This window comes from Chloroflexus sp., from assembly GCF_034434295.1.
Lineage (GTDB): Bacteria > Chloroflexota > Chloroflexia > Chloroflexales > Chloroflexaceae > Chloroflexus.
The window spans coordinates 77,703-101,564 of the sequence record NZ_DAOTZQ010000148.1 but is presented as its reverse complement, the minus strand read 5'-3'; the positions used below and the strand labels follow the sequence as shown (position 1 = coordinate 101,564).

The window sequence follows — 23,862 nt, the reverse complement described above, 5'->3', positions numbered from 1 at the left end:
GGTGGGGTGAGGGCGGCAGCGGCGTCAGCCGCCGGGGGTGGGGTGAGGGCGGCAGCGGCGTCAGCCGCCGGGGGTGGGGTGAGGGCACTCCGAACAGCTTCCTCTAACTGGCGATACGCCTCCGGGTCTTCCCGTTGCAACTGTTCCAGGGCCTGAGCTGCCTGTCGCATCATCTCCTCCACTACCGCCTCCATATTTCCCCCTAGCACAGCAGCCAGCAGGGGGCGAGGAATGGTTTGGAACCGGGTTTCCCATGCCGCCTGCCAGGCGGCACCGGCAGTCTGGCGCAGGTGAGTGAGCAGCACCTGGGCGATCTGGCGGTCTTGTTCTGCACTGGTCTGTTGTGGTGGTGAGAAGATCAGGTGCGCCTCGATGTCTGCTCCCAGGCGCAGTGGTGCATCGGGGAAGAAGAGCAGGATGGGGGCGTCAAGGCCGGCTGTGTTCCCGCAATGTGGACAAAGCAGGGTATGAAGCGTACCGGTGCGTAGGCGCTCGATCAGATCGGGGCGTTCGTTGGTATCCACGATCAACCAGACTTCGGTCGAGAAGGCTTTGCCACAGGCTGGACAGGTGATGTCGCTGGTCTGAGCATAGGTGTAGGGCATGGCGTCTCCTCTGGTAGATTGTGTGCGGCTTCTATGTATTATAACGAGCGGTCAGGCAGAATGTTTCCTGAAACGAATGTTGTCGCTACTTATCGTACAAATCCCGGTAGATGCAGGTGTGTCAGGATCGCAATCTGTGTGCTGTCGTAAGGCACGGTGGTGCAGTCCTTATGGCTGCTGCACGCCACACCACGCGACCCGGGCAATCCCGTTGGGCAATAGTATTCGAGCCGAACCATGTTCGCGCCGCCATCAAGGTCACCTACCGGTAAGTGAGCACGCCGCGCGTCGCGCCTCATGGTAAGCACGGCTGGTACGGCAGCATGGCTGCCGCACGCCACACCACGCGACCCGGGCAATCCTGGCGGGCAACGGTAGCCAGGCCGAAACGTGATCCCACTGTGTGCGACGCGAAAACGCCGGTTCTGCACTTCCACGCTCGGAGGTGGTGGCAGGGTGTTCGTCAGATCGAGGGTTATGAAGGCTATGACACCAGATTTGATACAAGCTGTGGTCATTCCTGATGATGAGTGCAGAGGATAACACAGCGTTGTAGGGAATGACAGGCTCCAGAGATTGGAGCACACAGTTCCCCACCCCTCACCGGCACCAGCGCACCATCGCGGCATGCCAGTCGGCTTCGGCGGTTGTGAGGTCTGGCCAGCCGGCCAGCCGGGGCCAGTCGCTCAGCCGGTAGGTCTGGTTGCGCCACGCAGCGGCAAGCGCAGCCACCGCCTGCGGACGTTCGCTGAGCAGGAAGTGCAGCAAGGCCCACGCCGCCGGGTAATCAAAAGTGCCATAGTGGTCGTAGCCTTCGCGCCGGGCCAGGAGATCGGCCAGCACCGGTTTGTAGGGTGCAGCGCAGAGGGTTGCCAGGTGGCGTTCGTGGAGCTGGAGGGGGCCGCCAGGGTTGCTCTGAGCCGTTACTATCTCGGCCAGTCCTTCGTCGAACCAGCCCTTTGGTTCGTTGTGGTAACCGGGGCTGAGCCAGTGGCCTGGAAAGACGTAGGCGGCAGTCACGGCATGGCTTGTCTCGTGGCGCAGAGTTTCGGCGAGTGTGTTGGCGGTTTGTCCGATACCCCGCCGGAAGCTGTACAGGGTGGCCGTCTGCGCATCATAAATCCCGTCAACGTCAACTGTGAATGGAGTGAAGGCGCGCATGTAGTCGCGGTAGGCGGCTTGCGAGGGGAAGATCAAGACCCGTAACGTGACCGGTTCTTCGCCGGGAATAGCGGTTTCGCCACTCGCTCCCAGGAACTGACGTGCCTGTTGGTACGCACTGGCGACGATGGTCAGCAGCTCATGGCCGTCGGTCACGTTCGCCGGGCCGGTACGCAGGGTGATGGTCGTCGTCGTGATTTCAACCGGCAAGGCCAGTTCTTCATACGCCGCTTGCAAGGCCCGAAAGCGAGGTGCCGTTGCTCGTTCGCCGGCCAGCCGGTCGGCAGCCCGCGCCAACGCCGCCCGTGCGGTCAAAGCGGTTGGACTACTCTCTACAAAGGTGAACAGCCGTGCCCCACGCGGGTCGCCGTCGTCGGTGGCGACGGTCAATGGTGGGGCGGCAGCAATTGCTTCCTCTACCACTTGTTGCCAGAATGCGAGTGCGCCAAGTTGTTCATCGCGCAGGAAGCTCAGCGCCTCGGCAGCGGCGGTGCGAGCATCGGGATCGGTGCTGTGCAGAGCATCGATCAGGAACTGTCGGGAATCTGCATGCAGGTAGCCTGGCTCAGCCGCGATCAGGCGGGTGCGAGCACGGGCGGCCCGGTAACGCAGGGCCGGTGCGTAGCCGTCGCTGAGGGCGATGTGCGCCAGCGCCGGCGCTGCCTCCCAACTGGGGTAGTAGAGGCTGTCGAGCAGCCAGACGGCATCCTGCAGGAGAAAGTTGTCGGTTTCGCGTTCGAGCAGGTTGATGGCCAGCGTCCTGGTGGCGACTGCCCGTTTCTGCTGCATCAGCTCGCTGGCTCGCGTGGCCCGGCCACTCTCGGCCAGCCGACCCAGGATGCGCAGCGCATTGCGCCGGGTACGGGCATCGAAGCCGGTGTCGGCAGCAATCGTCAGCAGGTGATCGATATGCCGGAGATCGACCCGTGGTCTGAGCGCGACCGCGATCTGTTCTGTGCAATCGTAGCCGGCCTGGGGTAAGATGGATAGGAGCGCATTGGCGTCGGGGTATGTCGGCTGTGGACACGCCGGAGTACGGATCGGTGGAGGCTGCGCCGGGTTGACGGCCAGCTCTAACCGTGAGCCGGTTAGTGTGAAGATAAGCAGGTTTGCAAGCATGATAGCGATCCACAACCGCATACAGCTACCCTGGCAATGTTCTTGCACCTCAACGATCCAGGATACACACTTCCCGCCGGTAGTCGAGCGTGAGCCGTCGGAAGCGGGAGAGGAGCCGGTTGCCGATGTTGGCCCGTCCCTGTCGCCCCAGATCGCCGTGGCTGGTCGCCGGCACATCAACTTCGACTGCCGGCAGGCGGAATGGCCCAAGCTGGAGATCGACGGTGAATCCACGGCTCACCGGTGTTGTGGCAGCGAATCCGTGGCCGGTTGCCGCCTGGACGGTGCACAGATCGAGATGCAGACTGGCGGCAAGATCACGGCTCACGGTCAGCGCACCGTTGGAACCGGTGTCAATTGTCAGGATGACGTCGTGCGTAGCTCCGCTCGGCGCGATGATCTGGGCTGGCAACGCGGGAAAGTGCTCAAAGAACTGAAGTGGCACGCTTGCACCTCCGGCGACCGGCGGCGGCGGGACCAGGTCGGAGTGGCACAATCGTATCGTTTGACCAGCATAATCAATTGTCAGATTGAGACGGTGCAAAACATTGTATCCCAGCACCAGATCAACCGGAAACGGCATCTGCCGCAAATCAACGGCCATCAGATAGAGATTGCGCAGCATCACCTCGCCGAGGCGCAACCAGGGCAGCACGGTTTCGGTGAACGGCACGGTGTCGCAGGTCGCATCAGAGCCGAGCGCAAAGTCGCCGAGGCGCAGATCGAGCCGCCGTGCCAGGGTCAAATCAATCGCTGACGGATCGGTGCCGGTGTCAAGCAAGACGAGCAGCGGGCGACCACCAGGTCCGGCAGCCTGGCAGCGGATCACCTGCGGTTGCCAGATGAGCGGCAGTTCAGTCATGCCACTGGCCGGAAATTCCAATTGGGTTTGATCGTCAAGCATACTGTTCTGCTGATGAGTCGTTATGGCGCGTTGCCGCCCGATAGAGTTCAAGCGCTTTGGTACGCTGCGTGGCGTGATCGACAATCGGTGCCGGATAATCCCGCCCGATCAGCACCCCGGCTTTACGCTGTTCGGCGAGCGGCATCTTGTGCGGTTCGTGGATGTAACGGGTCGGCACGTTGGCCAGTTCGGGCACGTAACGTCGCACATACGCACCTTCAGGATCAAACTTCTGTCCCTGACTGACCGGATTGAAGATGCGGAAGAAGGGCTGGGCATCAGTGCCGGTACCGGCTGCCCACTGCCAGCCACCGTTGTTGGCCGCCGGATCGCCATCAATGAGCAGATGCATAAAATGGCGTTCACCCCAGCGCCAGTCAATCAGCAAATCTTTGGTGAGAAACGAGGCCACAATCATTCTGGCCCGATTGTGCATCCAGCCTTCGCGCTGCAACTGACGCATCGCCGCATCAACGATTGGGTAGCCAGTCTGCCCCTGCTGCCAGGCGGTGAACAGTTCCGGATCGTTCGGCCAGGCAATCCGGTTATACGCCGGTTTGAAGCTACCGCGCAGAGCGTGCGGAAAATGGTAGAGCACCTGCACATAGAAATCGCGCCAGATCAATTCGCCGATCCAGCTCTCCGGCCCCGGCCCAGGTGGTGCTGCGAGGGCTGCGGCGGCACACTGACGTGGAGATAACACACCCAAACGCAGGTACGGCGAGAGCCGCGAAGTCCCGGCAACGGCCATCAGGTCACGCCCTTGCGCATAACCGGCCAGTGGGCCACGAACGAATCGTTCGAGCGCCTCTAGCGCAACGGCTTCACCGGCGGGAAAGCGGGGGAGCGTCGTCGGCGCATCCGGTAGCAGGTCAGTCAGACGGGGCAGCGGCTCACTGACTGGCAACGGAATCGTCGCCAGCCGTGGCATATCCTGCACCGTCACCGGTTCGGCGGCCAGGCGTGATCGCCAGCGCTTCGCATACGGGGTATAGACCGTATACGGACGGCCATCGGCAGTCGTCACTTCCTCCATCTCAAAAATAACCGTATCCTTGAAACTATGCGCTTCATAACCGGCCTCGCGCAGCGCCTGCTTAATCGCAGTGTCACGGCGAACGGCGTATGGCGTATAGTCACGATTCCAGGTCACCCCGCTCGCACCACTCTCGCGCAGCACATCAAACAGCGTTCGCAGCGGGTCACCCCGGCGCACCACCAGATGCAACCCAAACGTGCGCAGTTCCTTGTCAAGCGCGGCCAGACAATCGAGCAAGAACTGCGTTCGCGCCGGGCTGGCAAAGTGCCCGCGCAGAATAGCGTCATCGAAAATAAAGACCGGCACCACCGCTCCACCAGCGGCAGTTGCCGCTGCCATCAGTGCCGTGTTATCGCGCAAACGCAAATCACGGCGAAACCAGTGAATGTACATATGGTTTGGTTGAGTTATAGCTTCATATCCACACCTTACATTATACGCCGGATATGCTCCTTGCCCGTATGGTACGGTCTTGCTGGTAGAGAGTGTTTGGGCGCGGTGCTCCGTATGATTTCCGTACACCTTCCTTTCCCCCCCTCCCAACCTCCCCCCGCTGGGGGGAGGTGGCGAGCGTAACCCCCCGCTGGGGGAGACGGGGCAGAGTGAAGATGTATCTCACCCCTCTCCCGCGTGCGGGAGAGGGGCCGGGGGTGAGGGCGTGCGCTGCAGCTCTGTCCAGACCTCAACCACTGTGGATACGCAATGCCGCGACTCGCTGTAACAGCGTACTCATTTTTTCGAGCAGATCGCGTGACCGGTACGGTTTTGGTAAAAAATCGGTGTAGTGATCCAGCGGTAAGTTATCTTTCGTCACTTCGCTGGCATTCCCGCTCATCAGCAAAACCGGCAATTGGGGCATACTGCGACGAATCACCGCCAGCAGTTCCAGCCCATTCATACCCGGCATTGCCAGATCAACCAGAGCGATGTCAATATTAAGCGCCGACTCGGTCAGCATGCTCAGCGCTGCCCGACCATCGGCAGCTTCCGTAGTGACCATGCCGGCCCGTTCGAGGATGCGGTTCAGCGTGGCGCGTATTGCCGGATCGTCATCGACGATCAGCGCGGTGCCGCGCAGCACAATAGGCATCGTTGCATTGGTTGTGACTACTGGAGTAGCCTGGTGGGCTGCCGGGAGATATACGGTAAAGGTTGACCCCAATCCCGGCGTGCTCTCAACCCGAATCGCGCCATTGTGTCGTCGAACAATTCCCTGTACGGCAGCAAGGCCAAGACCATGACCCTTTGGTTTGGTACTGAAGAAGGGATCGAAAATACGACGTAGGGTTGCTTCGTCCATACCTATCCCGGTATCGCTCACCGTGAGCGTTACATAGTCACCTGGTGGAATTGTCGGCATTAGCCGCAGCCGGCGCAGGTCTGCTGTACTAAGACTTGTAACCCCAGTGCGAAGCGTAACCGATCCACTACGCTCACCAATCGCTTCAATCGCATTGGTGAGTAGATTAAGCACAACCTGCCGAATCTGACTCGCCTCAACCAAAATCGGTGGGAGATTGGTGTCTAAATCGTAGTGAATAGCGACCTGATGACTCCGGTTCGTCGGTAGACGTAGAATATTCCCCATTTCGTGCACCAGGGTCGAGAGGTCTACCACTTCAAGTGTTCGTTGTCCTCGTCCCGCGTAGACCAGTAGTTGATGACACAGCTCAGCCGCTCGCTGTGCAGCCTGGTCGATGGCTGCCAGATGCGGTTGTAGCTCGTGGTTTGGAGGGAGATCGATCAAGGCCAGACTGGTATGCCCCATAATGCCGGTTAGCAGATTATTGAAATCGTGGGCAATTCCACCGGCCAGCAAGCCTAAACTTTCCAGCTTTTGCGTCTGAAGCATCTGGCTCTCGATCTGACGCCGCTCCTGTTCGGCGTGGAAGCGCTCCAGGGCAACCGCCAGCACATTTGCCACGCTGCGTAAGAAGAAGATGGCCTCAGTATCAAGCACCGTCGATGTGTACACCAGCAGAGCACCAAAAAGACGCTGATGCCCACCGATCAACATCACAGCACCGTGCTGCGCGACATCGGAGGCCCGTTCTGCTAATGGAGTCGGCAATATGCTCCAGCCGGGATGATCAACGGTTAACCCGCGGAAGAAACTCTCTGGTACAGGCAGAGCAGGCACCTGGCCCCAGGTGTTGCGGATGGTGATGTTTCCATCAATATCGACATCGATGAATTCAACACCGCTTATCGGCAACGTCTGGGCTACTTGTTCGGCTGCCACCGTAAAGAGAGCGTTCAAATCAGTATTCGCAAGCGCTTCTCGCGCCAGTGTCGCCAGTTGTTCCTGCTGGCCTGCCAGCTTAATCAATCGTTCGTTGGCACTACGCAACGGTGTTACATCTTGAAATGCGACGACTGCGCACAATCCTTCGCCCAGTTCGACAACCTCGGCAGTCAGTTGGGCACAGCAAGTTGAGCCATCTTGCCGGCAAAAACTGAACTCAACCTCACTAACCGTTCCTTCCTGGCGTAATGTGTCGGCGATGGTCGGCCAGCGGCTGGATAATTGTGACCAATCGAGGCGGTTAATTTGTTGTTTAATGATTTGATCACTACTTAACTCGAAAAATTCCCGGCAAGCGGTGTTAGCATTCAAAATCAGGTTGTCATCAAGACGTACAATCAACATAGGAAACGGTGCCGAATCAAACAAGCGAGCAAATTTTTCTTCCGATAGACGCAATTGCTGCTCGACAGCCTTTCGTTCGCTCAGTTCTTTATGCGTCTCTTGCATAGACTGATAGAAGTGAGTAACAATCTGGCTAATTATGCGGGCCGCTAGCAGCAGGTAAAGGGTATAGGTAATGAACCAGACCAAAGGGGAGTGAGATAACGGTGGTGCTGGCAGGAAATCGGCAAAGCGCACGAAAATGGCACCGGTACCGATTGAAAATAGTGCGATAGTCAGAGCTCCACGCCGACCGAGTAATATCCCGGCCATAATCACTACCAGTGGGATTCCGGCAAACGCCGGTGCTTGTAGACCACCACTGATGAACGCCGAGAATGCCAGTACCAGCCAGAGCATGCTAATGACCAGCATACTCGCCAGTCGCAGGTATTGGCGTCGAATAAGCCACCAGACCCCCAACAAGCTCAGGATTAGCGGTATAACCACAACCATTCGCTGTGGCATCAAAGACGGGTCAATCGGACTGAAAAAGGCGTAGGCTAACGTGCCCAGCAGACTTATCCAGATAAGATCGCGCAGGAGCTGGAATGAGTGATCGCGAATGTAGTTCTTCACGAAAGGTGGAGGTGGATCGGAAACGACAGCCATGAACATCCTCCTGCATGAAGCAGCGGAATATCGTGATGCAGACTGCCGCCGATCCACCTTAAGTGGTGATCGGTTGGGTAAGCTAAGTGTCTTGTTCGGAGACCGGGTTCAGGTTGTGCGCAACATCCATACCACTCAACTGAATAATTGCGTCACGAACCTCATCGGCGGCAGTCTGCCAGGTTGCTCGCAGCTTCGGGTGCGCTTTCAAATACAGCGGTTCGCCGAAGCACACGGTCACCCGGTACGGGCGCGGAACAACTTTCCCCTTCGGCATGACCCGGTTGGTACCGCCTACATACGTCGGGATTACCGGTGTACCGGGAAATTCGGCAATCAGACGACCAACGCCGCTGCGGAATGGGCCTATTTCACCGGTTTTACTGCGGGTTCCTTCAGGGTATAACAAGAGTGCGTATCCCTCACGCAGCGCACGGGCAGCATGGCGGAGTGGGTCTTGACCACCACGCCGGTCGCGGGCAACCGGGATGGCGTTAAACAAGATGCGTGAGAGGAATTGCATCACTCCACCCTGAAAGAAATAGTCCTGTGCAGCGGCTGCAACGAACCGTTCGCGAGCTTCACGCGGCAACACCGAATAGATTACCGCAGTATCGGCATGGCTGGTGTGATTGGCGGCAATAATGAACGCACCTTCTCTTGGAATGTGTTCGATACCTTCGACCCGCGGTCGGACATAGAGACGAACAAACAATCTGAATAGCGTCGGCGCAAAGCGGGCCGCGACGTGGCGGCTGCGGTAGAGACTCATAGCCCCTTCCCCGTACCTTAGTTGTCCTTGCCCATGCGGCAAGAACTCCTGATATTGAGAACAGGTATTCAATTTCTTCCGTTATTATACTGCTCTCCACTCTTCTTGGCGAGAGGATTTATTCATGGTTTTGGATGCTTTTTTTTACGATGTCGGAGAAGGTCGATTTGCCTTGAACACCTGCTTCGGGCATGCTTTTCACTCCCGAAAACCTGGAATAGTGCGCACTTTCGCAGGACAAAACACGTAGCACGGCTCTGGCCTGTGCTACGTGTTAAGGGCGAAGGATAGAGTATGATGCGTCCTACTCACCCTGCAACCGCGCAATCGCGGCGGGATCGTAGCGCAGGATCGGCTGGCGCGCCGCTCGCACCTCATCGAGACGACGCACCGGTGCTTTGGTCGGTGCAGCATGCAGCACGTCCGGCGTTTCGATGGCTTCGCCGGCAATTCGGCGCATGGTGTCAATAAAGTGATCGAGCGTCTGCTTGCTCTCAGTTTCGGTCGGCTCGATCATGAGCGCTTCTGGTACGATCAGCGGGAAGTAGATCGTCGGCGGGTGGAACCCGTAGTCAATGAGCCGCTTGGCAATGTCAAGCGTGCGGACATCTTTGGGAGCGCCAGCAATCTGTCCACGCAATACCACTTCGTGCATGCAAATGCGATCAATCGCCTGCGGATAGATGTCTTTGAGCATCACCCGCACATAGTTGGCATTCAAGACCGCAGTCTCGCTCACCTCGCGCAATCCGGCAGCCCCCATGGAGCGGATATATGTCCACGCCCGTACCAGCATCCCGAAGTTGCCGTGGAATGCCTTCATACGCCCGATGCTCTTTTCAGGGGTGAAGAATTCGTAGCCGCCATCTTCCCGCTGCCGTACCCGCGGGCCGGGCAGGTAAGGAGCCAGTTCTGCTGTACAACCCACTGCACCCGAGCCGGGGCCACCACCGCCGTGCGGGGTGGTGAAGGTCTTGTGCAGATTGTAGTGCATGAAGTCGAATCCCAGCTCTCCCGGTTTGGCAATGCCCAGGATCGCGTTGAAGTTCGCTCCATCACCGTACATCAGGCCGCCGGCCTCATGAACGAGACGGCAGATTTCGACGATGTGCTCTTCAAACAGGCCCAGTGTGTTCGGGTTGGTGAGCATCATGCCGGCTGTACGCGGCGACAATTTCGCCTTCAGGTCGTCAAGATCGACATTCCCGCGTGCGTCGCTCTTCACTTCAACGACCTTCAGGCCGGCCATGGCCGCGGTAGCAGGGTTGGTGCCGTGCGCCGAGTCGGGCACCAGTACTTCGGTGCGCTGGGTATCGCCACGGTCGAGATGGTAGGCCCGGAATACCAGGATACCGGTCAGCTCGCCCTGGGCACCGGCTGCTGGTTGCAGACTCACTGCTGCAAAGCCACTGATTTCGCCGAGATAGGTTTGTAATTCGTACATCAGTTGCAGCGCCCCCTGGCTGAGCGCTTCATCTTGCAGGGGATGAGCACCGGCAAAACCCGGTAGCCGGGCCGCTTCTTCGTGCAGCTTCGGGTTGTATTTCATCGTACACGAACCAAGCGGGTAGAAGCCGGTGTCAATGGCATAGTTGCGCTGACTGATCCGGGTAAAGTGACGAATCACTTCCGGCTCGGTGAGTTCGGGAAAGCCGGCCAGATCGTCTTGCCGTAACAGCTCATCGGGTAGCGGTGTTGGTGCCACGCCGGCTGCCGGTAGATTGACGCCAATCTTGCCCGACTGTGAATAGGTAAAAATCGGTGGTTCCTCGTTATTCATCGCTGTTCTCTCCAGATGTATCGGGTGTCGCTACGATAGGTGGTGCCTGTACGGTATCCAGACCGGTGGCGATGTTGAGCGCCAGATCAACACATTCGCGTTCAATCAACAGGGTGAGCCGGTAGGGAAGGAGGGCAAACTCGCGCACCTGATCGTAGCGACGGTCGGTTGTTTCGTTGTAGGCTGTGCCGTACCCAACGCGCAGACCAAAGTATTCGGGGTCGGCAAAATTGAGATGGAGCGTCGCGTGATCCCAGGCGGGACGCCAGGTTTGGGCGAATCCCCACCCCACGACCCCAGCCAGACGCCAGTCCCGTTCGCGCCGGCGCACGATCAGCCGCCGCGGGTGCAGGTCGCCATGAACCAGGCAGGCCGGGCGGGCGGTGGTGGTCAGCCATTCGCCAAGCCGACGCTGGAGCCAGTCGCTCTGATCGGGTGTCATGCGGCCCTGGGCAACGGCGGCACCGATGGCAGTGGCTACCCTCTGCCGCAGATACGCCACGTCAGCCCCAGGGGCTGGTGATTGTGGGGTCAGCGTCGGCAAATTGTCGGGATGGATTTGACCGTACTGTGGTGCCTGATAGCTGTGGATACGGATCATTACCGTTGCCAGCGCCTCGCCGATTGCAAAGCGCGCATCCTCCTCAACGGCGGTGATTATTTCAGAGAGCGGGGTACCGGCAAGATAACTCAGGGCCAGTGCCGGTGGATCATCGGCAACGGCAGGGGTCATACCCAACACTGATGGCAGGGGAAGATCGATCTCGGCCTGCAACGAACGGAGTGCGAGAGCTTCGGTTTGTAACGCTTCACCCGCCCACTGATCAACGCCGGCTGGCAACCGCAGCACAAATTGACGGTCAGTCGCCGTGATGAGCAGGCTCCGTGCACCGAGTGGTGCAGCATCGCGCACCCGCGTTCCCGGCAGGATGCGGGTAACAATGCGTTCGATTTGGGGGAGTGACAGGTCGGTGACCATACTCTTCAACTCAGTCGCACACAGGCCAAAGCCTGACCTGCTATATGGCGGCCAATGCGGCTACAAACCGATCAATCTCTGCCGGTGTATTCATCTCGGTCACGGCAACCAGCATAGCGTGGCCCAGGTATGGTTCATCGGCGCTGAGGTCATAGCCGCCAATGATCCCCTGTTCGCGCAAGGCGGCATTGATCTCGGCGACCGGTCGCGGGCATTGCACCACGAACTCACGGAAGAAGGGTTGGTCGGCAAGTACCCGATAACCGGGTAGTTCGCTGATCCGCTGTGCAGCGTAGTGTGCCCGATGGTAGGTAATCTCGGCTACTGCACGCATCCCGCGCTTCCCCATCAGCGACATGTACACCGCCGAGGCCAGTGCCATCAAGCCCTGATTCGTACAGATATTGCTCGTGGCCCGCTCACGGCGAATGTCTTGCTCGCGTGCGCGCAGGGTCAGCACGTAGGCCATACGCCCATCAACATCTTTCGTTATCCCAACAATCCGCCCGGCAATCTTGTGGACGTACTTCTGGCGTGTGGTGAAGATACCGAGGTACGGGCCACCGAAGGTCAGGCCGAGACCAAGTGGTTGGCCTTCACCGGTTGCAATATCGGCCCCAGCCTCGGCTGGAGTCTGGAACAGCCCCAGGGCGATGGGGTCGAAATGCACGGCGAGCAGAGCACCTCGTGCCTGCACCTGGGCACCCAAACCACGTAGATCGTGGAGACGACCGAGGAAATCAGGATTCTGCACAATCAACAGCGCCGTGTGCTCGTCAACCTGGGCCAGGGCGTCGGCGATAGTGGCTCCCGGATTCTCATCACCGACAATCTCGACATCCAGACCTTGCATGTAGGTGCGCAGCACTGCCCGGTACTGCGGATTGACGCTGCGTGCCACCACGATTTTGCGCCGGTTACGCACCACATTGAGCGCCATGATGGCCGATTCGGCGAGTGCGGTCGCGCCATCGTAGTGCGATGCGTTCGCAATCTCCATGCCGGTCAGGGCACAGATCAGGCTCTGATATTCAAAGATGGCCTGCAACGTTCCCTGGCTGATCTCCGGCTGGTAGGGTGTGTAGGCCGTGTAGTATTCACCCCGGCGAATAATCTGATCGACGGCTGCCGGTACAAAGTGGTTGTACGCACCGGCGCCAAGAAAGATACTGTACTTGCGGTTATGGGCATTGGCTTCACTCAGCCGATTGAGTTCGGCCATCAGCTCCGGCTCCGACAATGGTGGTGGCAGTTCGAGCGGCGGAAAGCGATGACTGGCCGGAACATCAACAAAGAGGTCTTCAATTGTTTCAACACCGATTGCCTGTAACATCGCCTGGCGATCGGCATCGGTAATCGGAATGTAGTGGGTCATACCAGCTTCCATCTAGCTAACGTTTAATGATCGATTTCGGCAACAAATGCAGCATACGCCTCGGCATCGAGCAATTCAGCCGATTCGCCACTGGGGCGCACGCGCAACATCCAGCCCGTACCATACGGATCACTGTTGATCGGCGCCTGATCGCTTTCGAGTGCAGTATTTACGGCCACCACTTCGCCACTCACCGGGGCGTACAGGTCTGAACTGGCCTTCACCGACTCGACAATCCCGAAGCTCTCGCCGACGGTAATCGTCGAGCCGACTGTCGGCAGTTCGATGTACACCACATCGCCGAGCGCGTGCTGGGCATAATCGGTAATCCCAATCACGACCTCATCACCCTCCTGTCGTACCCACTCGTGGGTTTTGCTGTACCGTAGATCGGATGGAGTGTTGTAAGCCATGTCGAACTCCTCTAGCGCTTGTAGCGCGGCTTATAGAAAGGCATCTTTACCACGCGCGCACGTACAGGACGCTCGCGCACGATGACATCAAATTCACTACCTTCGCTGCTGAGATCGGTTGGCACATATGCCATTCCCAGCGGACGACCAAGGGTCGGTGATGGCATACCACTGGTAACAAACCCCACCGGTTCGCCGTCTAGTCGATGTACCGGATAGCCGGTGCGGGCAATTCCCTTCCCAACCATCTCGAAACCGACCAGCCGTCGGCTTACCCCATTCTGCTTGATCGCCTGCAACGCTTCCCGACCGATAAAGTCACCCTTATCCAGTTTGACCACCCATCCCAAACGGGCTTCGTAAGGGTTCGTCGTCTCGTCAATTTCATGACCGTACAACGCCAGACACGCCTCAAAGCGTAGGCTGTCGCGTGCACCCAGGCCGCAAGCCTGCACCGCATTGCCGCCGAGCGCGAGCAAACCGTGCCAGAACTGTTCGGCGTGGATGGCCTCAAAAAAGATTTCAAACCCGTCTTCGCCGGTGTAGCCGGTGCGGGCAATCAGCGCATTCTGCCCGAAGATTGTCGTCATCGCCACCCCGTGAAACGGCAACAAACCAATGTCAGCGGTTGTTGAACTCTCTGCCCCGGCCAGCAGTTGTTCAGCCTGTGGCCCCTGGAGCGCCAGCATCGCCCAACGCTCGGAACGATCTTCAATCTCCACCTCAAATCCAGCCGTATGCTGCTGGAGCCAGTCCCAGTCTTTTTGCCGGTTGGCCGCATTCACCACCACCATAAACTCGTCGGGGAGATGGTACAGGAACACGTCGTCAACAATCCCACCGTCAGGCCGACAGAGCAGCCCGTAGCTGGCGTGGCCGAGCGGGATGGCCCGCACGTCGCAGGTGACCATCCGCTGGAGAAACGCCTCGGCGTGCGCACCACGCACCATAAACCGCCCCATATGACTGATGTCGAACAGACCGGCCCGGTTGCGCACAGCGTGGTGTTCTTCAATGATGCCGCGATACTGCACCGGCATCTCCCAGCCGCCAAATTCGACCATGCGCGCGCCCATTGCCAGGTGCGCATTGTAAAGAGGAGTTCGTTTCAGCATACCCGTTCCCATCAGCTATGAATGGCCTTCTTCCAATCCGGCGCGCACACGGCGCAACATCTCACGACAGGCAATCGCGTGGCGAGCCAGCTCGTCATCGCCACCGGCCCGTGCTTCGGACGCAAATTCCCAAAGTGCCTGTTCAGCAGCCTCGCTCAACAGCAGCGGATATTGGTCGAGCACCTGCGCAATCGTCTCTTCGTCGTCGGCAATCAGCAGTGCCTCAATCGCTTCCTCCAGATCGGCTTCCGGTGTTGGTGCAGTACGGAATGCCACCAACATCTCGCGCCGACTCGCCAGCAACTGTGCCAGCCGATCCGCTCCGGATGCCAGGGCTGTTTCGATTTCACCTTCCAGCAACTGATCGATTTCGGGGCGCAGCAACAGCGGATGGCGGGCAATCACCTGTTCGAGTTCAGCATCGCTGTGCGCATTGAGCAGCTCTTGCAGCGCAGCAGGTGGAATCGCCGTCAACTGTTCAGGTGTCGGGCGTGGTTGCATGCGGGCCAGCAACTCACGGGCGTTGCGTAAGCCCTGCGCAATCTCGTGCTCACCCTGGGCAACCGCGACCTCGGCCAACTGGGTGAGCGTCGCCAGGGCCGACGGTTCGAGCAATTCCGGGTGCTGCGCCAGCACTCGTTCCAGTTCGGCATCAGTGTCGGCGGCCAGCAAGGCTTCGACCGCAGCGAGGAGTGGTGGCGGTTCTGCCACCGCCGGCGGTGGTGGTGGCGACGGTGACGGCGGCGTCGTAGAACGACGGGCATCGAGGCGTCGCAGCAGCAGGGCCAGGCCGCTCATATCCTGGGTAATATCAACATCGGTGAGGTACGGACGGCGCTGCTCCTGGTCAATCGAACCGACCAGCAGGGCGTGCAGATCCCGTGCCTGATCACGAATCTCGTGGTCGGTTGAGCCGGGGGCCGGTGTAAAGATCACTCGGCGGGCACGGGCATCGTGGTATAGCAGCGGTGCTCCGGCCGGTCCACGCGCACCGCAATGCGGACACTCCACCAGATTCAACTCTTCGCGTCGCAGTGCCGCCGCTGCTTCCGGCTCCTCATCGGCATCAACAATCAACCAGACTTCCGCATCAAAATCACCGCCACAGTGTGGGCATGTTAATTGGGCCTGCTCGCGGTACGAGATGGGCATAATCTTCTGCACCCTTGCCGATCAGCATGTATCCTTCTCGCTGTATTGTACCATCAGTCACGCAGTCGAATGGCGAGCAGACGCCTGCCGTTTTGCGGTGCAAACATGTGTGTTGGCTGAGGGGTCTTTTCGGAGGTATGGCATGTGTGTTGGTCAGGGTGGCGCAAAACCTACCTTAAAACTCAGGGACATTGTTGGTTTGATTATCGACAACCCTGGGATTGAAAGATTCACCGCAGGACACACTGCAAGTCGATGATAAGACCATCAGTGTCGTTGCCCGGATAGACGGTTTCCGTAGGGGAGGGTTCAGAACCCGCCTCTACGGGATGCCATAGTCGGCACTCATTTCTCACTCTTTCTAGTGATTGACAATGCGCGTATTCGGACAATAAAGTAGAGCTAAAAGTATTGAGAACAACAAACTGCCAGCATGATCCAGAGCTTACTCGACATCGTATAAGTGCCATCGTAACAAAACAAATAAAGTAAATTGATTATTACTTCCTAACACATTGTCTTCAAATTATCAGATTGTCGAGAATAATCAAATCACACACTCAAAAATGGGGTTTATGTGGATGGAAAGCTGGGGTTTTGGGCTTTTTTTGCTCTGATGGAAGTTTTTTTCATTACGCTGTCATTAACGATCCTGTCTGGGGTTGGGACAACGGTCGGAAGTGTGATAGAAGTGTGATAGTTGTACGGTTCTTTCTGGTAGCTGCTGGGTTATGTGGTCTGTTGGTAAAGAGCTACTGATACTATCTGCAACTAATAAGATTAGTTTTTATTACTTGACAATATTAGCCTTTTGTGTGTAAAAAATAGTACGTACATATCAGATTACTATAGTACCCTCATCTGAATCATGATTGGAATCTGATGAAACTATTGGATTATTTTTAATGTCTGCAATCTATTTCAAACATCCAGGAGTTTTACCAATGTTTGACCATATCTTGCTTGAACCAGAGCAAAAGGAGCTTCTTATTGTACTTGTGGAAGCAGCACGAAATGTTCGGCGTGAGGAGCGTCAAAAGTTTATATTTGTACAAACTCTTGCTAATTCCTTCATTCAACATCCCGGTTTCAGTAACAAAACGTATATCGCATATAAAGGTGACATAGAAACTCTTGGTAGAGAAGGATTAATTGCAATTACTTTTGGTAGGCATTCTATATTTTTCGATGTAACACCGCGAGGTTTTATGTATTATGAACATCTGAAGCAGCAGCTCGGCGAGTCAATACAGCGCGTTGAAGCTTCGATTCGTCATTTTCTTGAGGCTGAAACCTTTCGGCAAAAATATTCCCTGGCTTATCAAAAGTGGGATCAAGCAGAGCGAATGTTGTGGTCGCACGATGTAGAGCAACACTTTTCGACGATTGGACATCTTTGTCGAGAAGCAGTGCAAGAGTTTGCAGAAGTGTTGGTAAATAAATATCAACCACCCAGTGATTTTTCGGATAAGACGAAAACAATTAACCGCGTAAGAGCTGTCCTTGAACTCCAGAGCAGTAGAAAAAGGTCTGGTACTACCGTTAAGTCATTTTTAGACGCATTACTGAAGTATTGGCAGGAAACGATCAATCTTATACAGCGTCAAGAACATGCCGGGCAAAAAGAAGGAGAACCTATTGTGTGGGAAGATGCCCGCCGGGTGGTATTTATGACCGCAGTAGTCATGTTTGAAATAGATCGTGCTCTTTAGCTCTGCCACAACCCCTCACAACTGCTCCAGGTACTCGCGCAACCAGACCAGACTGTCAGGGTTGACATAATGACACACGGCGGCACCGTCGTCATACGTCTCAAGCAGGCCGGCCTCGCGCAGGACGCGCAGGTGCTGGGAGATGGTCGATTGGGCGTGGGGGCCGTCTTCGGGCATATGGAGGACAATCTGGTTGACGATGCAGCCAGGGTGGCGCAGGACGTAGCGGAGGATTTGCACACGCACAGGATGGCTCAACGCCTTACAGAGCAAGGCCAGTCGCCTGTCATCTTGTTCGAGAGCGCGTTGGTGTGCCGTGACCATCATTGGCTTCCTTTCAGCGTGTGCTCTACTGTACGATAAAGAAGGGATACCTGTCAAGGGGGGAGATGAAAACTGTTGAGGTGATAGTTGTCCACTCCGGCTTTGCCATGCTGCCGCATCCAGCGTGATCTGCTGGTGTGCGGCAGCTATGTACCAGGGTAGTATGTCACGCCCCAGGCGCTAACCGGCAATTGCGTCAATCACGCGCTGAATCGCCAGGCCATCACTGAAGGTTGCCGCCGGGCTGATCGCGTCGCGTTCACCGGAAAGCGCGGCGCACAACGCATGCCCAAGATACACGGTACCCTGTGGAAATTCGCCGCTCAGTGTGGCCGGTATCTCAACCGTGTGCGGCGGCGTGATGTCGTGAAAGGTGTCACCAGTCCCGATGGCAAGCTGTCCACCACTAAAGCGCAAGGTACCCTCACTGCCGTACACTGTGACGGTCAGTGGTTCGTTGGTGCGGGCAACGACGGTTGCGGTCAGGGTGGCCACAGTACCGCGGGTGAAGCGGATGATGGCTGTCGTGTAATCGTCGCTGGTGACCTGGCGTAGGGTTCCGGTTGCGTCTGGACGCTGGCCGATCAAGGTGCGAACAGTGCCCTGCGCCGTTGCGACCTCGTCGGCCAGGATGTAACGCAGCAGGTCGATCTGGTGCGAGCCGATTGCGCCCAGCACACCACCACCGGCAGCCCGATCACTCCACCAGTCCCATACCCGCTGCGGATCGGCTCGTCCGGCAGCGAAGAAGCGGACTTCGGCGGCCCGCACGTCACCAATATCACCGGCGGCTACCCGTGCCCGCGCCGCCTGCACTGCCGGCAAGAAACGCAGCTCGTGGTCGATCAGAGCCAACCGGTCGCGGTAGCGCTGTGCTGCAGCCAGCATCGACTCCGCCTCGGCTGCGTTCAGCGCCGTTGGCTTCTCGCACAACACATGCTTGCCGGCGGCCAGCGCAGCTTCGGCCATCTCACGATGGAGGTACGGCGGCGTTACGATGCTCACCAACTGCACATCCTGCCGTTCAAGCACCTCGCGCCAGTTGGCGGTAGCGAATGGTGCGCCCAACTCCTGAGCCACCCGTGCCGTTTTGTCTGGATTACTGCCGGCCAGTGCCGTCACGGTCAGCCCTGCCGCCCGAAAGGCAGGAACCTGTACCCGTGCCCCCCAGCCAGTACCGATAATACCAATCATCACGTCCTCCTGATACTACACAAAACATCGCCCACACCGGTTCATCGCAATCGATGCCGGCGGGTAACGATGCTTTGTTTCAGCGTGTCAATACTTCGGTAGCGACGGATCCACGTCGTCGGCCCAACGTAAAATACCGCCGACCAGATTTTTCACTTTGCGAAAACCGGCTGTCTTCAGCAGTTCTACGGCCCGCCCGCTGCGCACACCGCTCCGGCAGTAGACCACCATCTCGCGTGCCGAATCGAGTTCGTTGATCCGTTCGGGCAACTGATCGAGCGGGATCAGCTTGTCGGTACCGGGAATAGAGGCAATCGCCACTTCGTAGGGATTGCGCACATCGAGCAGGAAGGGACGATCAGGCCGTTCCAGCCATTCCGCGAGTTCGCGCGGCGTGATCTCAAATTGGTTCGACAATGTCGGCTCCTCTGGTGCAATGCCACAAAATTGTTCATAATCGATCAGTTCGGTGATCGTCGGATGATCACCACAGACCGGGCACGACGGATTACGACGGAGCTTCAGCTCGCGGAAGCGCATGCTCAACGCATCGTAGAGCAGGAGACGCCCAATCAGTGGTTCGCCGATCCCGGTAAGCAATTTTATCACTTCTGTGGCCTGAATGGTGCCAATCACGCCAGGGAGCACACCCAGCACGCCACCCTCCGCGCAACTCGGTACCAGCCCTGGCGGTGGTGGTTCGGGGTAGAGACAGCGGTAGCACGGCCCGCCATCACGGGCCGAGAAGACCGTAGCCTGACCTTCAAAACGGAAGATGCTGCCGTAGACGTTGGGCTTACCCAGCAACACACAGGCGTCGTTGGTGAGATAACGGGTCGGGAAGTTGTCGGTGCCGTCCACAATCACATCGTATGGCCGCATCAGATCGAGAGCATTTTGCGAGGTGATCTGCGTTTCGTAGGTTGTGATCTCGATATAGGGATTGAGATCTTGCAACCGCCGCTTCGCCGACTCGGTCTTCGCCACGCCGACGGTGCTCGTGCCGTGAACGATCTGACGCTGGAGATTGGACGCATCCACCACATCAAAATCAACCAGGCCGATATGCCCGACCCCGGCTGCGGCCAGGTAGAGGGCCAGCGGCGATCCCAGACCACCTGTACCGATCAGCAACACACTGCCCTGCTTGAGCCGGCGCTGACCGGCCATCCCCACTTCGGGCATAATCAGGTGACGCGAATAGCGGGCGATCTCTTCATTCGAGAGGGTCACCTCACTCATGACTGTCCTCCTCCGGCGATTGCCGGAATAATGCTCACTGTATCGCCATCGCGCAGGGGGGTCGCCTCGCCATCGAGATAACGAATATCCTCATCGCCAACGTACAGATTGACAAAACTGCGCAAACGGCCCTGCTCATCGAGCAGATGGCGACCCAACGCCGGATACAGCTCGACCAGACCACGAATCAGGCCACCGACATCGCTGGCCTCCAGGCTAACGCTCGCATTACCGCCAGCATACTGGCGCAGAGCTGTTGGAATTGTCACCGTCACCGCCATTGCAAGACTCCTTTACAAGTGATAAAGAGACGTAATACCTTCTGATATTATTTGCCATTCCCGGTAGCGATGATATGTACCTCTTCCGCAATAAATCGTGTTCCTTCATTCACCAGCAACCAGGAATGTAAGGCCGTTGCCACACCGTTATGTACCGATTGGATCACAAATGAAAATCCCGACCCGCCGATAGCCTGAGCGCCTATACGATCTCGTTCCGATGGCACGGCCTCGGCATCGGGGTGAGAGTGATAACAGCCGATAATTTCATAACCGGCGGCACGTGTTTCGCGATCCACCCGTAAATAATCACGTGGATCGAGGTAAAACCGATCCCGGCGCGAATGCGGGTCATCGGTCGCAGCCAGTTGAACCTGGCCGCTCCAGCGATTTTCCAGGGTTACGACCTGTAGGACTGTCTTCTTTTCGCCATTAAGGGTCCCCACCAGCAAGCCCACACATTCATCGGGGTATGTTGCTTCAGCGTGGGCAGCGATTGCTGCTGCGGCCTGATCAGGAATAATGAGTGTCATACGCACCTAGAACCTAAATACCGGCACCTTCGGCAAAACCCGGTTCTTCCCAAAAGCGCTCACTGAGATAGCGATTCGCGCTATCGCAAAGAATGGTCACGACCACACCCTGACCGGCTTCACGAGCTACCCGTGCTGCGGCCACCACATTTGCGGCTGCCGAAATCCCCACCAGCAATCCCGCCCGGCGCGCCAGATGCCGGGCCATGGCAAAGGCATCTTCGCTCCGCACTTCAACAATCGCATCGGCCTGTTCGGGCTGGTAGATCGCGGGCACAATACGAGTGGAAGCCATATGCTTCACTCCCTCCAGTGCGTGGTACGGGCTATCGGGCTGAACGGCGATCAGACGAATGGCGGGGTTGTACTCACGCAATCGCCGACCGGTACCCATAAACGTACCACTGGTACCCAATGCTGCCACAAAATGGGTGACACGGCCATCAGTCTGTTGCCAGATTTCCGGGCCGGTTGTCTCGTAGTGCGCCTGGGGATTGGCCGGATTGCTGTATTGATCGGGGTAAAAGTAGCGATCAGGATGTTCTGCCACCAGTTGTCGGATCGTCGTGATCGCAGCATCCATTCCTTCAGCCGGATCGGTCAGGATCAGCTCGGCGCCAAGTGCACGGAGGATCCGCCGCCGTTCAAGGCTGGCGTTGGCCGGCATCGCCAGTGTCACCCCATAGCCAAGCGCTGCGCCAATCGTGGCGTAGGCGATCCCGGTGTTGCCGCTGGTGGCATCGGCGATACGAACCCCCGGTTGCAACAAACCGCGCCGCTCTCCGTCGCGAATCATCCATAGCGCGGGCCGATCCTTTACCGAGCCGCCGGGGTTGTACCACTCCGCTTTGCCGTACAGCTCAATGCCGGCCGGCAGCTCAAGCACATGATGGAGCGGCAACAACGGTGTTTGACCAACAAGATCGAGCAGAGTCGTCATATATACACTCGTCATATATCACCATGATACACCCTGGGATCGCGAGCCTCCGGCGTGCCCACCACCTCCCACGCAGCCCTGGGAGGCCCTGGGAGCGCACGTCTCCAGCGCACTCACCCCCTGCCATACCTGGGAGTGCGCACCTCCGGCGTGCTCACTACCTGCACTAGCTCGCGCCAGCGGTGGCCACCCTGGATCAGTGCTTCCTGTCCCCAGCGGGGGCGGGTGAGGGTGGGGACCTGTCGTAGCGTCCTGCTGGGCGTAGCACCACTGTCACATCCTTCCCGCATAACAACCTGAACAACGCCCAGTGTCAATCAGGATGTGCTATGACGCCTGACGCTCGACCAGTCGTGCTGCGGCCTGCAACGTTCTGAATATCAGGGTAGCACAGTGTGGTCGGGCCTGAAAGATCTCACTGCCCACAATCTGCACTGCTGCCGTTTCATCGAGCGCCAGCAGATCGGCTACCGTTGCTCCCTGCAACTGTTCGATCAAGATTGATGCCGTGCCAACACTGACACTACACCCCTGACCGGTAAATTGCAAATCGGTAAGCTGGCCGTTGGGCGCAACCCGCAGGTAGACTGTGAGCGTATCGCCACAATCGGGCACACCACCGCTGTAGGTCACCGCATCGGGCAGCTCGCCATAGTGACGAGGCTGGCGGTAATGATCGAGCAGACGTTCGATTGCGTCCTGGTGTGAAACTGGTTCAGACACCGATTGTCATCTCCCTGGTAGTAGCTATTTCACTCAGCCGTTACTCTTCATTGTACGCAGATTACGACGTGGTGTCGTATCAACAACTCTGGCGTGCGTGCTCCCATTGCGCGAATAGCCTGTATGTTGTGAAGGTATGCCGGTCATTCTCGTGGTTGCCCGCTACACCCTTCGTTTTACGACCCTTACACCTACCTGAGACATTGCAGGGGCGACACATGAGTCACCCCTCACCCGCTGAGACGATCTATATAGCTGTTTACACCACGCTCTACACATTCTTCTCGATGGGCAGACCGACACTGTTGCCCCACTCCGTCCAGCTCCCATCGTAATTGCGGACGTTGGGGAAGCCCAGCAAGTAGGTCAGCACAAACCAGGTATGGCTGCTCCGCTCGCCAATCCGGCAGTAGGCAATCACCTCTTTGTCAGGGGTAACACCCTGAGCGGCGTACAACTCGCGTATCTCTTCGACGCTCTTGAAGGTGCTATCCTCATTCACCGCCCTGGCCCAGGGAATGTTGACCGCAGTGGGAATATGACCGCCACGTAGCGTGCCCTCTTGCGGATAATCGGGCATATGGGTGCGTTCACCGGTGTACTCTTGCGGGCTGCGGACATCGACCAGAACGCCTTTGCGCTGACGGACAAACTCTAGCACCTGATCACGAAATGCCCGAATTTCAGCGTCATTGCGCGGTGGTGCGACATAATTCCCCTGTGGATACGAGGGGACTTCGCGCGTCAACGGACGGCCCTCAGCAATCCACTTCGCCCGCCCACCGTTCATAATGCGCACATCACGGTGGCCGAAGAGCTTAAAGACCCAAAAGGCATAGGTTGCCCACCAGTTGTGCTTGTCACCGTACAGAACGACTGTGGTATCGTTACTGATGCCCTTTGCCCGCATCAGCGCGGCAAACCGCTCAGAGTCAAGGTAATCACGAACAACTGGATCGTTCAAGTCTTGCACCCAGTCAATCTTTACCGCGCCAGGAATGTGACCGGTATCGTACAGCAACAGATCTTCATCGCTCTCGACAATACGAACATTGGGATCATTGAGATGATCGGCGACCCACTGAGTCTCGACCAGTGCTTCAGGATGGGCGTAACCGCTCATAGAAACCTCCGCCTTAGCAAATAGCAGTGCCTGTAGCGACCTACTGACACTACCATTGTAGCGTGTTTTATTTCA

21 protein-coding genes are annotated in these 23,862 nt (G+C 57.7%); 1 reads left to right on the top strand and 20 read right to left on the bottom strand.

Annotated elements, in window-relative coordinates; all coding sequences use genetic code 11:
- The 12 genes from VAE57_RS18740 to VAE57_RS18685 all read right to left on the bottom strand — a co-directional run.
- A partial coding sequence (locus tag VAE57_RS18740; protein ID WP_322823345.1) for a CpXC domain-containing protein occupies nucleotides 1-605 on the bottom strand: 605 nt, incomplete at its 3' end.
- A 600-nt stretch (nucleotides 606-1,205) separates the two neighbouring features.
- Nucleotides 1,206-2,885: a collagenase gene (locus tag VAE57_RS18735; RefSeq protein ID WP_322823344.1), complete on the bottom strand. Its 1,680-nt coding sequence runs from the start codon at nucleotides 2,883-2,885 to the stop codon at nucleotides 1,206-1,208.
- A 49-nt stretch (nucleotides 2,886-2,934) separates the two neighbouring features.
- The gene (locus VAE57_RS18730; protein WP_322823343.1) at nucleotides 2,935-3,789 is read right to left on the bottom strand and encodes a retropepsin-like aspartic protease; all 855 of its coding nucleotides are present in this window, start codon (nucleotides 3,787-3,789) and stop codon (nucleotides 2,935-2,937) included.
- The gene (locus VAE57_RS18725) at nucleotides 3,782-5,221 is read right to left on the bottom strand and encodes a deoxyribodipyrimidine photo-lyase (RefSeq protein ID WP_322823342.1); all 1,440 of its coding nucleotides are present in this window, start codon (nucleotides 5,219-5,221) and stop codon (nucleotides 3,782-3,784) included. The genes VAE57_RS18730 and VAE57_RS18725 overlap by 8 nt, the downstream gene beginning before the upstream one ends.
- A 289-nt stretch (nucleotides 5,222-5,510) precedes the next feature.
- On the bottom strand, nucleotides 5,511-8,129 hold the full coding sequence (locus VAE57_RS18720; protein WP_322823341.1) for an ATP-binding protein: 2,619 nt from the start codon (nucleotides 8,127-8,129) through the stop codon (nucleotides 5,511-5,513).
- 82 nt (nucleotides 8,130-8,211) lie between these two features.
- The gene (locus tag VAE57_RS18715; RefSeq protein WP_322823340.1) at nucleotides 8,212-8,901 is read right to left on the bottom strand and encodes a lysophospholipid acyltransferase family protein; all 690 of its coding nucleotides are present in this window, start codon (nucleotides 8,899-8,901) and stop codon (nucleotides 8,212-8,214) included.
- Between the two features lie 304 nt (nucleotides 8,902-9,205).
- The gene (gcvPB, locus tag VAE57_RS18710) at nucleotides 9,206-10,681 is read right to left on the bottom strand and encodes an aminomethyl-transferring glycine dehydrogenase subunit GcvPB (protein ID WP_322823339.1); all 1,476 of its coding nucleotides are present in this window, start codon (nucleotides 10,679-10,681) and stop codon (nucleotides 9,206-9,208) included.
- Nucleotides 10,674-11,660, bottom strand: a complete 987-nt coding sequence (locus VAE57_RS18705; RefSeq protein ID WP_322823338.1) for an aminoglycoside phosphotransferase family protein — start codon at nucleotides 11,658-11,660, stop codon at nucleotides 10,674-10,676. The genes gcvPB and VAE57_RS18705 overlap by 8 nt, the downstream gene beginning before the upstream one ends.
- A 40-nt stretch (nucleotides 11,661-11,700) precedes the next feature.
- Nucleotides 11,701-13,035: an aminomethyl-transferring glycine dehydrogenase subunit GcvPA gene (gene gcvPA, locus VAE57_RS18700; RefSeq protein ID WP_322823337.1), complete on the bottom strand. Its 1,335-nt coding sequence runs from the start codon at nucleotides 13,033-13,035 to the stop codon at nucleotides 11,701-11,703.
- 23 nt (nucleotides 13,036-13,058) lie between these two features.
- A complete protein-coding gene (gcvH, locus tag VAE57_RS18695) occupies nucleotides 13,059-13,448 on the bottom strand; it encodes a glycine cleavage system protein GcvH (protein WP_322823336.1) in 390 nt (129 codons plus the stop codon).
- Between the two features lie 11 nt (nucleotides 13,449-13,459).
- Entirely contained in the window at nucleotides 13,460-14,563 is a 1,104-nt protein-coding gene (gene gcvT, locus VAE57_RS18690; RefSeq protein ID WP_322823335.1) for a glycine cleavage system aminomethyltransferase GcvT, read from the bottom strand.
- A gap of 15 nt (nucleotides 14,564-14,578) precedes the next feature.
- The gene (locus VAE57_RS18685) at nucleotides 14,579-15,715 is read right to left on the bottom strand and encodes a CpXC domain-containing protein (protein ID WP_322823334.1); all 1,137 of its coding nucleotides are present in this window, start codon (nucleotides 15,713-15,715) and stop codon (nucleotides 14,579-14,581) included.
- A gap of 944 nt (nucleotides 15,716-16,659) precedes the next feature.
- Between VAE57_RS18685 and VAE57_RS18680 the strand changes: the two genes are divergently transcribed.
- A complete protein-coding gene (locus tag VAE57_RS18680; RefSeq protein WP_322823333.1) occupies nucleotides 16,660-17,427 on the top strand; it encodes a hypothetical protein in 768 nt (255 codons plus the stop codon).
- Nucleotides 17,428-17,442: 15 nt separating this feature from the next.
- On the opposite strand, the gene VAE57_RS18675 is transcribed toward VAE57_RS18680, so the two are convergent.
- The 8 genes from VAE57_RS18675 to VAE57_RS18640 all read right to left on the bottom strand — a co-directional run bounded on the left by VAE57_RS18675 (nucleotide 17,443) and on the right by VAE57_RS18640 (nucleotide 23,787).
- Complete coding sequence (locus tag VAE57_RS18675) at nucleotides 17,443-17,751, bottom strand: metalloregulator ArsR/SmtB family transcription factor (RefSeq protein WP_322823332.1); 309 nt, start codon at nucleotides 17,749-17,751, stop codon at nucleotides 17,443-17,445.
- Nucleotides 17,752-17,931: 180 nt separating this feature from the next.
- Entirely contained in the window at nucleotides 17,932-18,945 is a 1,014-nt protein-coding gene (locus VAE57_RS18670) for a Gfo/Idh/MocA family oxidoreductase (protein WP_322823331.1), read from the bottom strand.
- A gap of 87 nt (nucleotides 18,946-19,032) precedes the next feature.
- Nucleotides 19,033-20,187, bottom strand: a complete 1,155-nt coding sequence (gene moeB / locus VAE57_RS18665; RefSeq protein ID WP_012259329.1) for a molybdopterin-synthase adenylyltransferase MoeB — start codon at nucleotides 20,185-20,187, stop codon at nucleotides 19,033-19,035.
- Nucleotides 20,184-20,468: a MoaD/ThiS family protein gene (locus VAE57_RS18660; RefSeq protein WP_322823330.1), complete on the bottom strand. Its 285-nt coding sequence runs from the start codon at nucleotides 20,466-20,468 to the stop codon at nucleotides 20,184-20,186. The genes moeB and VAE57_RS18660 overlap by 4 nt, the downstream gene beginning before the upstream one ends.
- Nucleotides 20,469-20,515: 47 nt before the next feature.
- On the bottom strand, nucleotides 20,516-21,001 hold the full coding sequence (locus tag VAE57_RS18655) for a M67 family metallopeptidase (RefSeq protein WP_322823329.1): 486 nt from the start codon (nucleotides 20,999-21,001) through the stop codon (nucleotides 20,516-20,518).
- 13 nt (nucleotides 21,002-21,014) lie between these two features.
- Nucleotides 21,015-21,941, bottom strand: coding sequence for a cysteine synthase family protein (locus VAE57_RS18650; RefSeq protein ID WP_322823328.1), 927 nt, complete (start codon nucleotides 21,939-21,941; stop codon nucleotides 21,015-21,017).
- A 327-nt stretch (nucleotides 21,942-22,268) separates the two neighbouring features.
- Nucleotides 22,269-22,664, bottom strand: a complete 396-nt coding sequence (locus tag VAE57_RS18645) for an iron-sulfur cluster assembly scaffold protein (RefSeq protein WP_322823327.1) — start codon at nucleotides 22,662-22,664, stop codon at nucleotides 22,269-22,271.
- Nucleotides 22,665-22,935: 271 nt separating this feature from the next.
- Nucleotides 22,936-23,787: a sulfurtransferase gene (locus VAE57_RS18640; protein WP_322823326.1), complete on the bottom strand. Its 852-nt coding sequence runs from the start codon at nucleotides 23,785-23,787 to the stop codon at nucleotides 22,936-22,938.
- Between the last annotated feature and the right edge of the window lie 75 nt (nucleotides 23,788-23,862).

Excerpts from the sequence above, each read along its gene's own strand:
- VAE57_RS18735 (WP_322823344.1), bottom strand. The coding sequence starts at position 2,885 with ATGCTTGCAAACCTGCTTATCTTCACACTAACCGGCTCACGGTTAGAG.
- VAE57_RS18730 (WP_322823343.1), bottom strand. The coding sequence starts at position 3,789 with ATGCTTGACGATCAAACCCAATTGGAATTTCCGGCCAGTGGCATGACT.
- VAE57_RS18725 (WP_322823342.1), bottom strand. The coding sequence starts at position 5,221 with ATGTACATTCACTGGTTTCGCCGTGATTTGCGTTTGCGCGATAACACG.
- VAE57_RS18720 (WP_322823341.1), bottom strand. The coding sequence starts at position 8,129 with ATGGCTGTCGTTTCCGATCCACCTCCACCTTTCGTGAAGAACTACATT.
- VAE57_RS18715 (WP_322823340.1), bottom strand. The coding sequence starts at position 8,901 with ATGAGTCTCTACCGCAGCCGCCACGTCGCGGCCCGCTTTGCGCCGACG.
- gcvPB (WP_322823339.1), bottom strand. The coding sequence starts at position 10,681 with ATGAATAACGAGGAACCACCGATTTTTACCTATTCACAGTCGGGCAAG.
- VAE57_RS18705 (WP_322823338.1), bottom strand. The coding sequence starts at position 11,660 with ATGGTCACCGACCTGTCACTCCCCCAAATCGAACGCATTGTTACCCGC.
- gcvPA (WP_322823337.1), bottom strand. The coding sequence starts at position 13,035 with ATGACCCACTACATTCCGATTACCGATGCCGATCGCCAGGCGATGTTA.
- gcvH (WP_322823336.1), bottom strand. The coding sequence starts at position 13,448 with ATGGCTTACAACACTCCATCCGATCTACGGTACAGCAAAACCCACGAG.
- gcvT (WP_322823335.1), bottom strand. The coding sequence starts at position 14,563 with ATGCTGAAACGAACTCCTCTTTACAATGCGCACCTGGCAATGGGCGCG.
- VAE57_RS18685 (WP_322823334.1), bottom strand. The coding sequence starts at position 15,715 with ATGCCCATCTCGTACCGCGAGCAGGCCCAATTAACATGCCCACACTGT.
- VAE57_RS18680 (WP_322823333.1), top strand. The coding sequence starts at position 16,660 with ATGTTTGACCATATCTTGCTTGAACCAGAGCAAAAGGAGCTTCTTATT.
- VAE57_RS18675 (WP_322823332.1), bottom strand. The coding sequence starts at position 17,751 with ATGGTCACGGCACACCAACGCGCTCTCGAACAAGATGACAGGCGACTG.
- VAE57_RS18670 (WP_322823331.1), bottom strand. The coding sequence starts at position 18,945 with ATGATTGGTATTATCGGTACTGGCTGGGGGGCACGGGTACAGGTTCCT.
- moeB (WP_012259329.1), bottom strand. The coding sequence starts at position 20,187 with ATGAGTGAGGTGACCCTCTCGAATGAAGAGATCGCCCGCTATTCGCGT.
- VAE57_RS18660 (WP_322823330.1), bottom strand. The coding sequence starts at position 20,468 with ATGGCGGTGACGGTGACAATTCCAACAGCTCTGCGCCAGTATGCTGGC.
- VAE57_RS18655 (WP_322823329.1), bottom strand. The coding sequence starts at position 21,001 with ATGACACTCATTATTCCTGATCAGGCCGCAGCAGCAATCGCTGCCCAC.
- VAE57_RS18650 (WP_322823328.1), bottom strand. The coding sequence starts at position 21,941 with ATGACGACTCTGCTCGATCTTGTTGGTCAAACACCGTTGTTGCCGCTC.
- VAE57_RS18640 (WP_322823326.1), bottom strand. The coding sequence starts at position 23,787 with ATGAGCGGTTACGCCCATCCTGAAGCACTGGTCGAGACTCAGTGGGTC.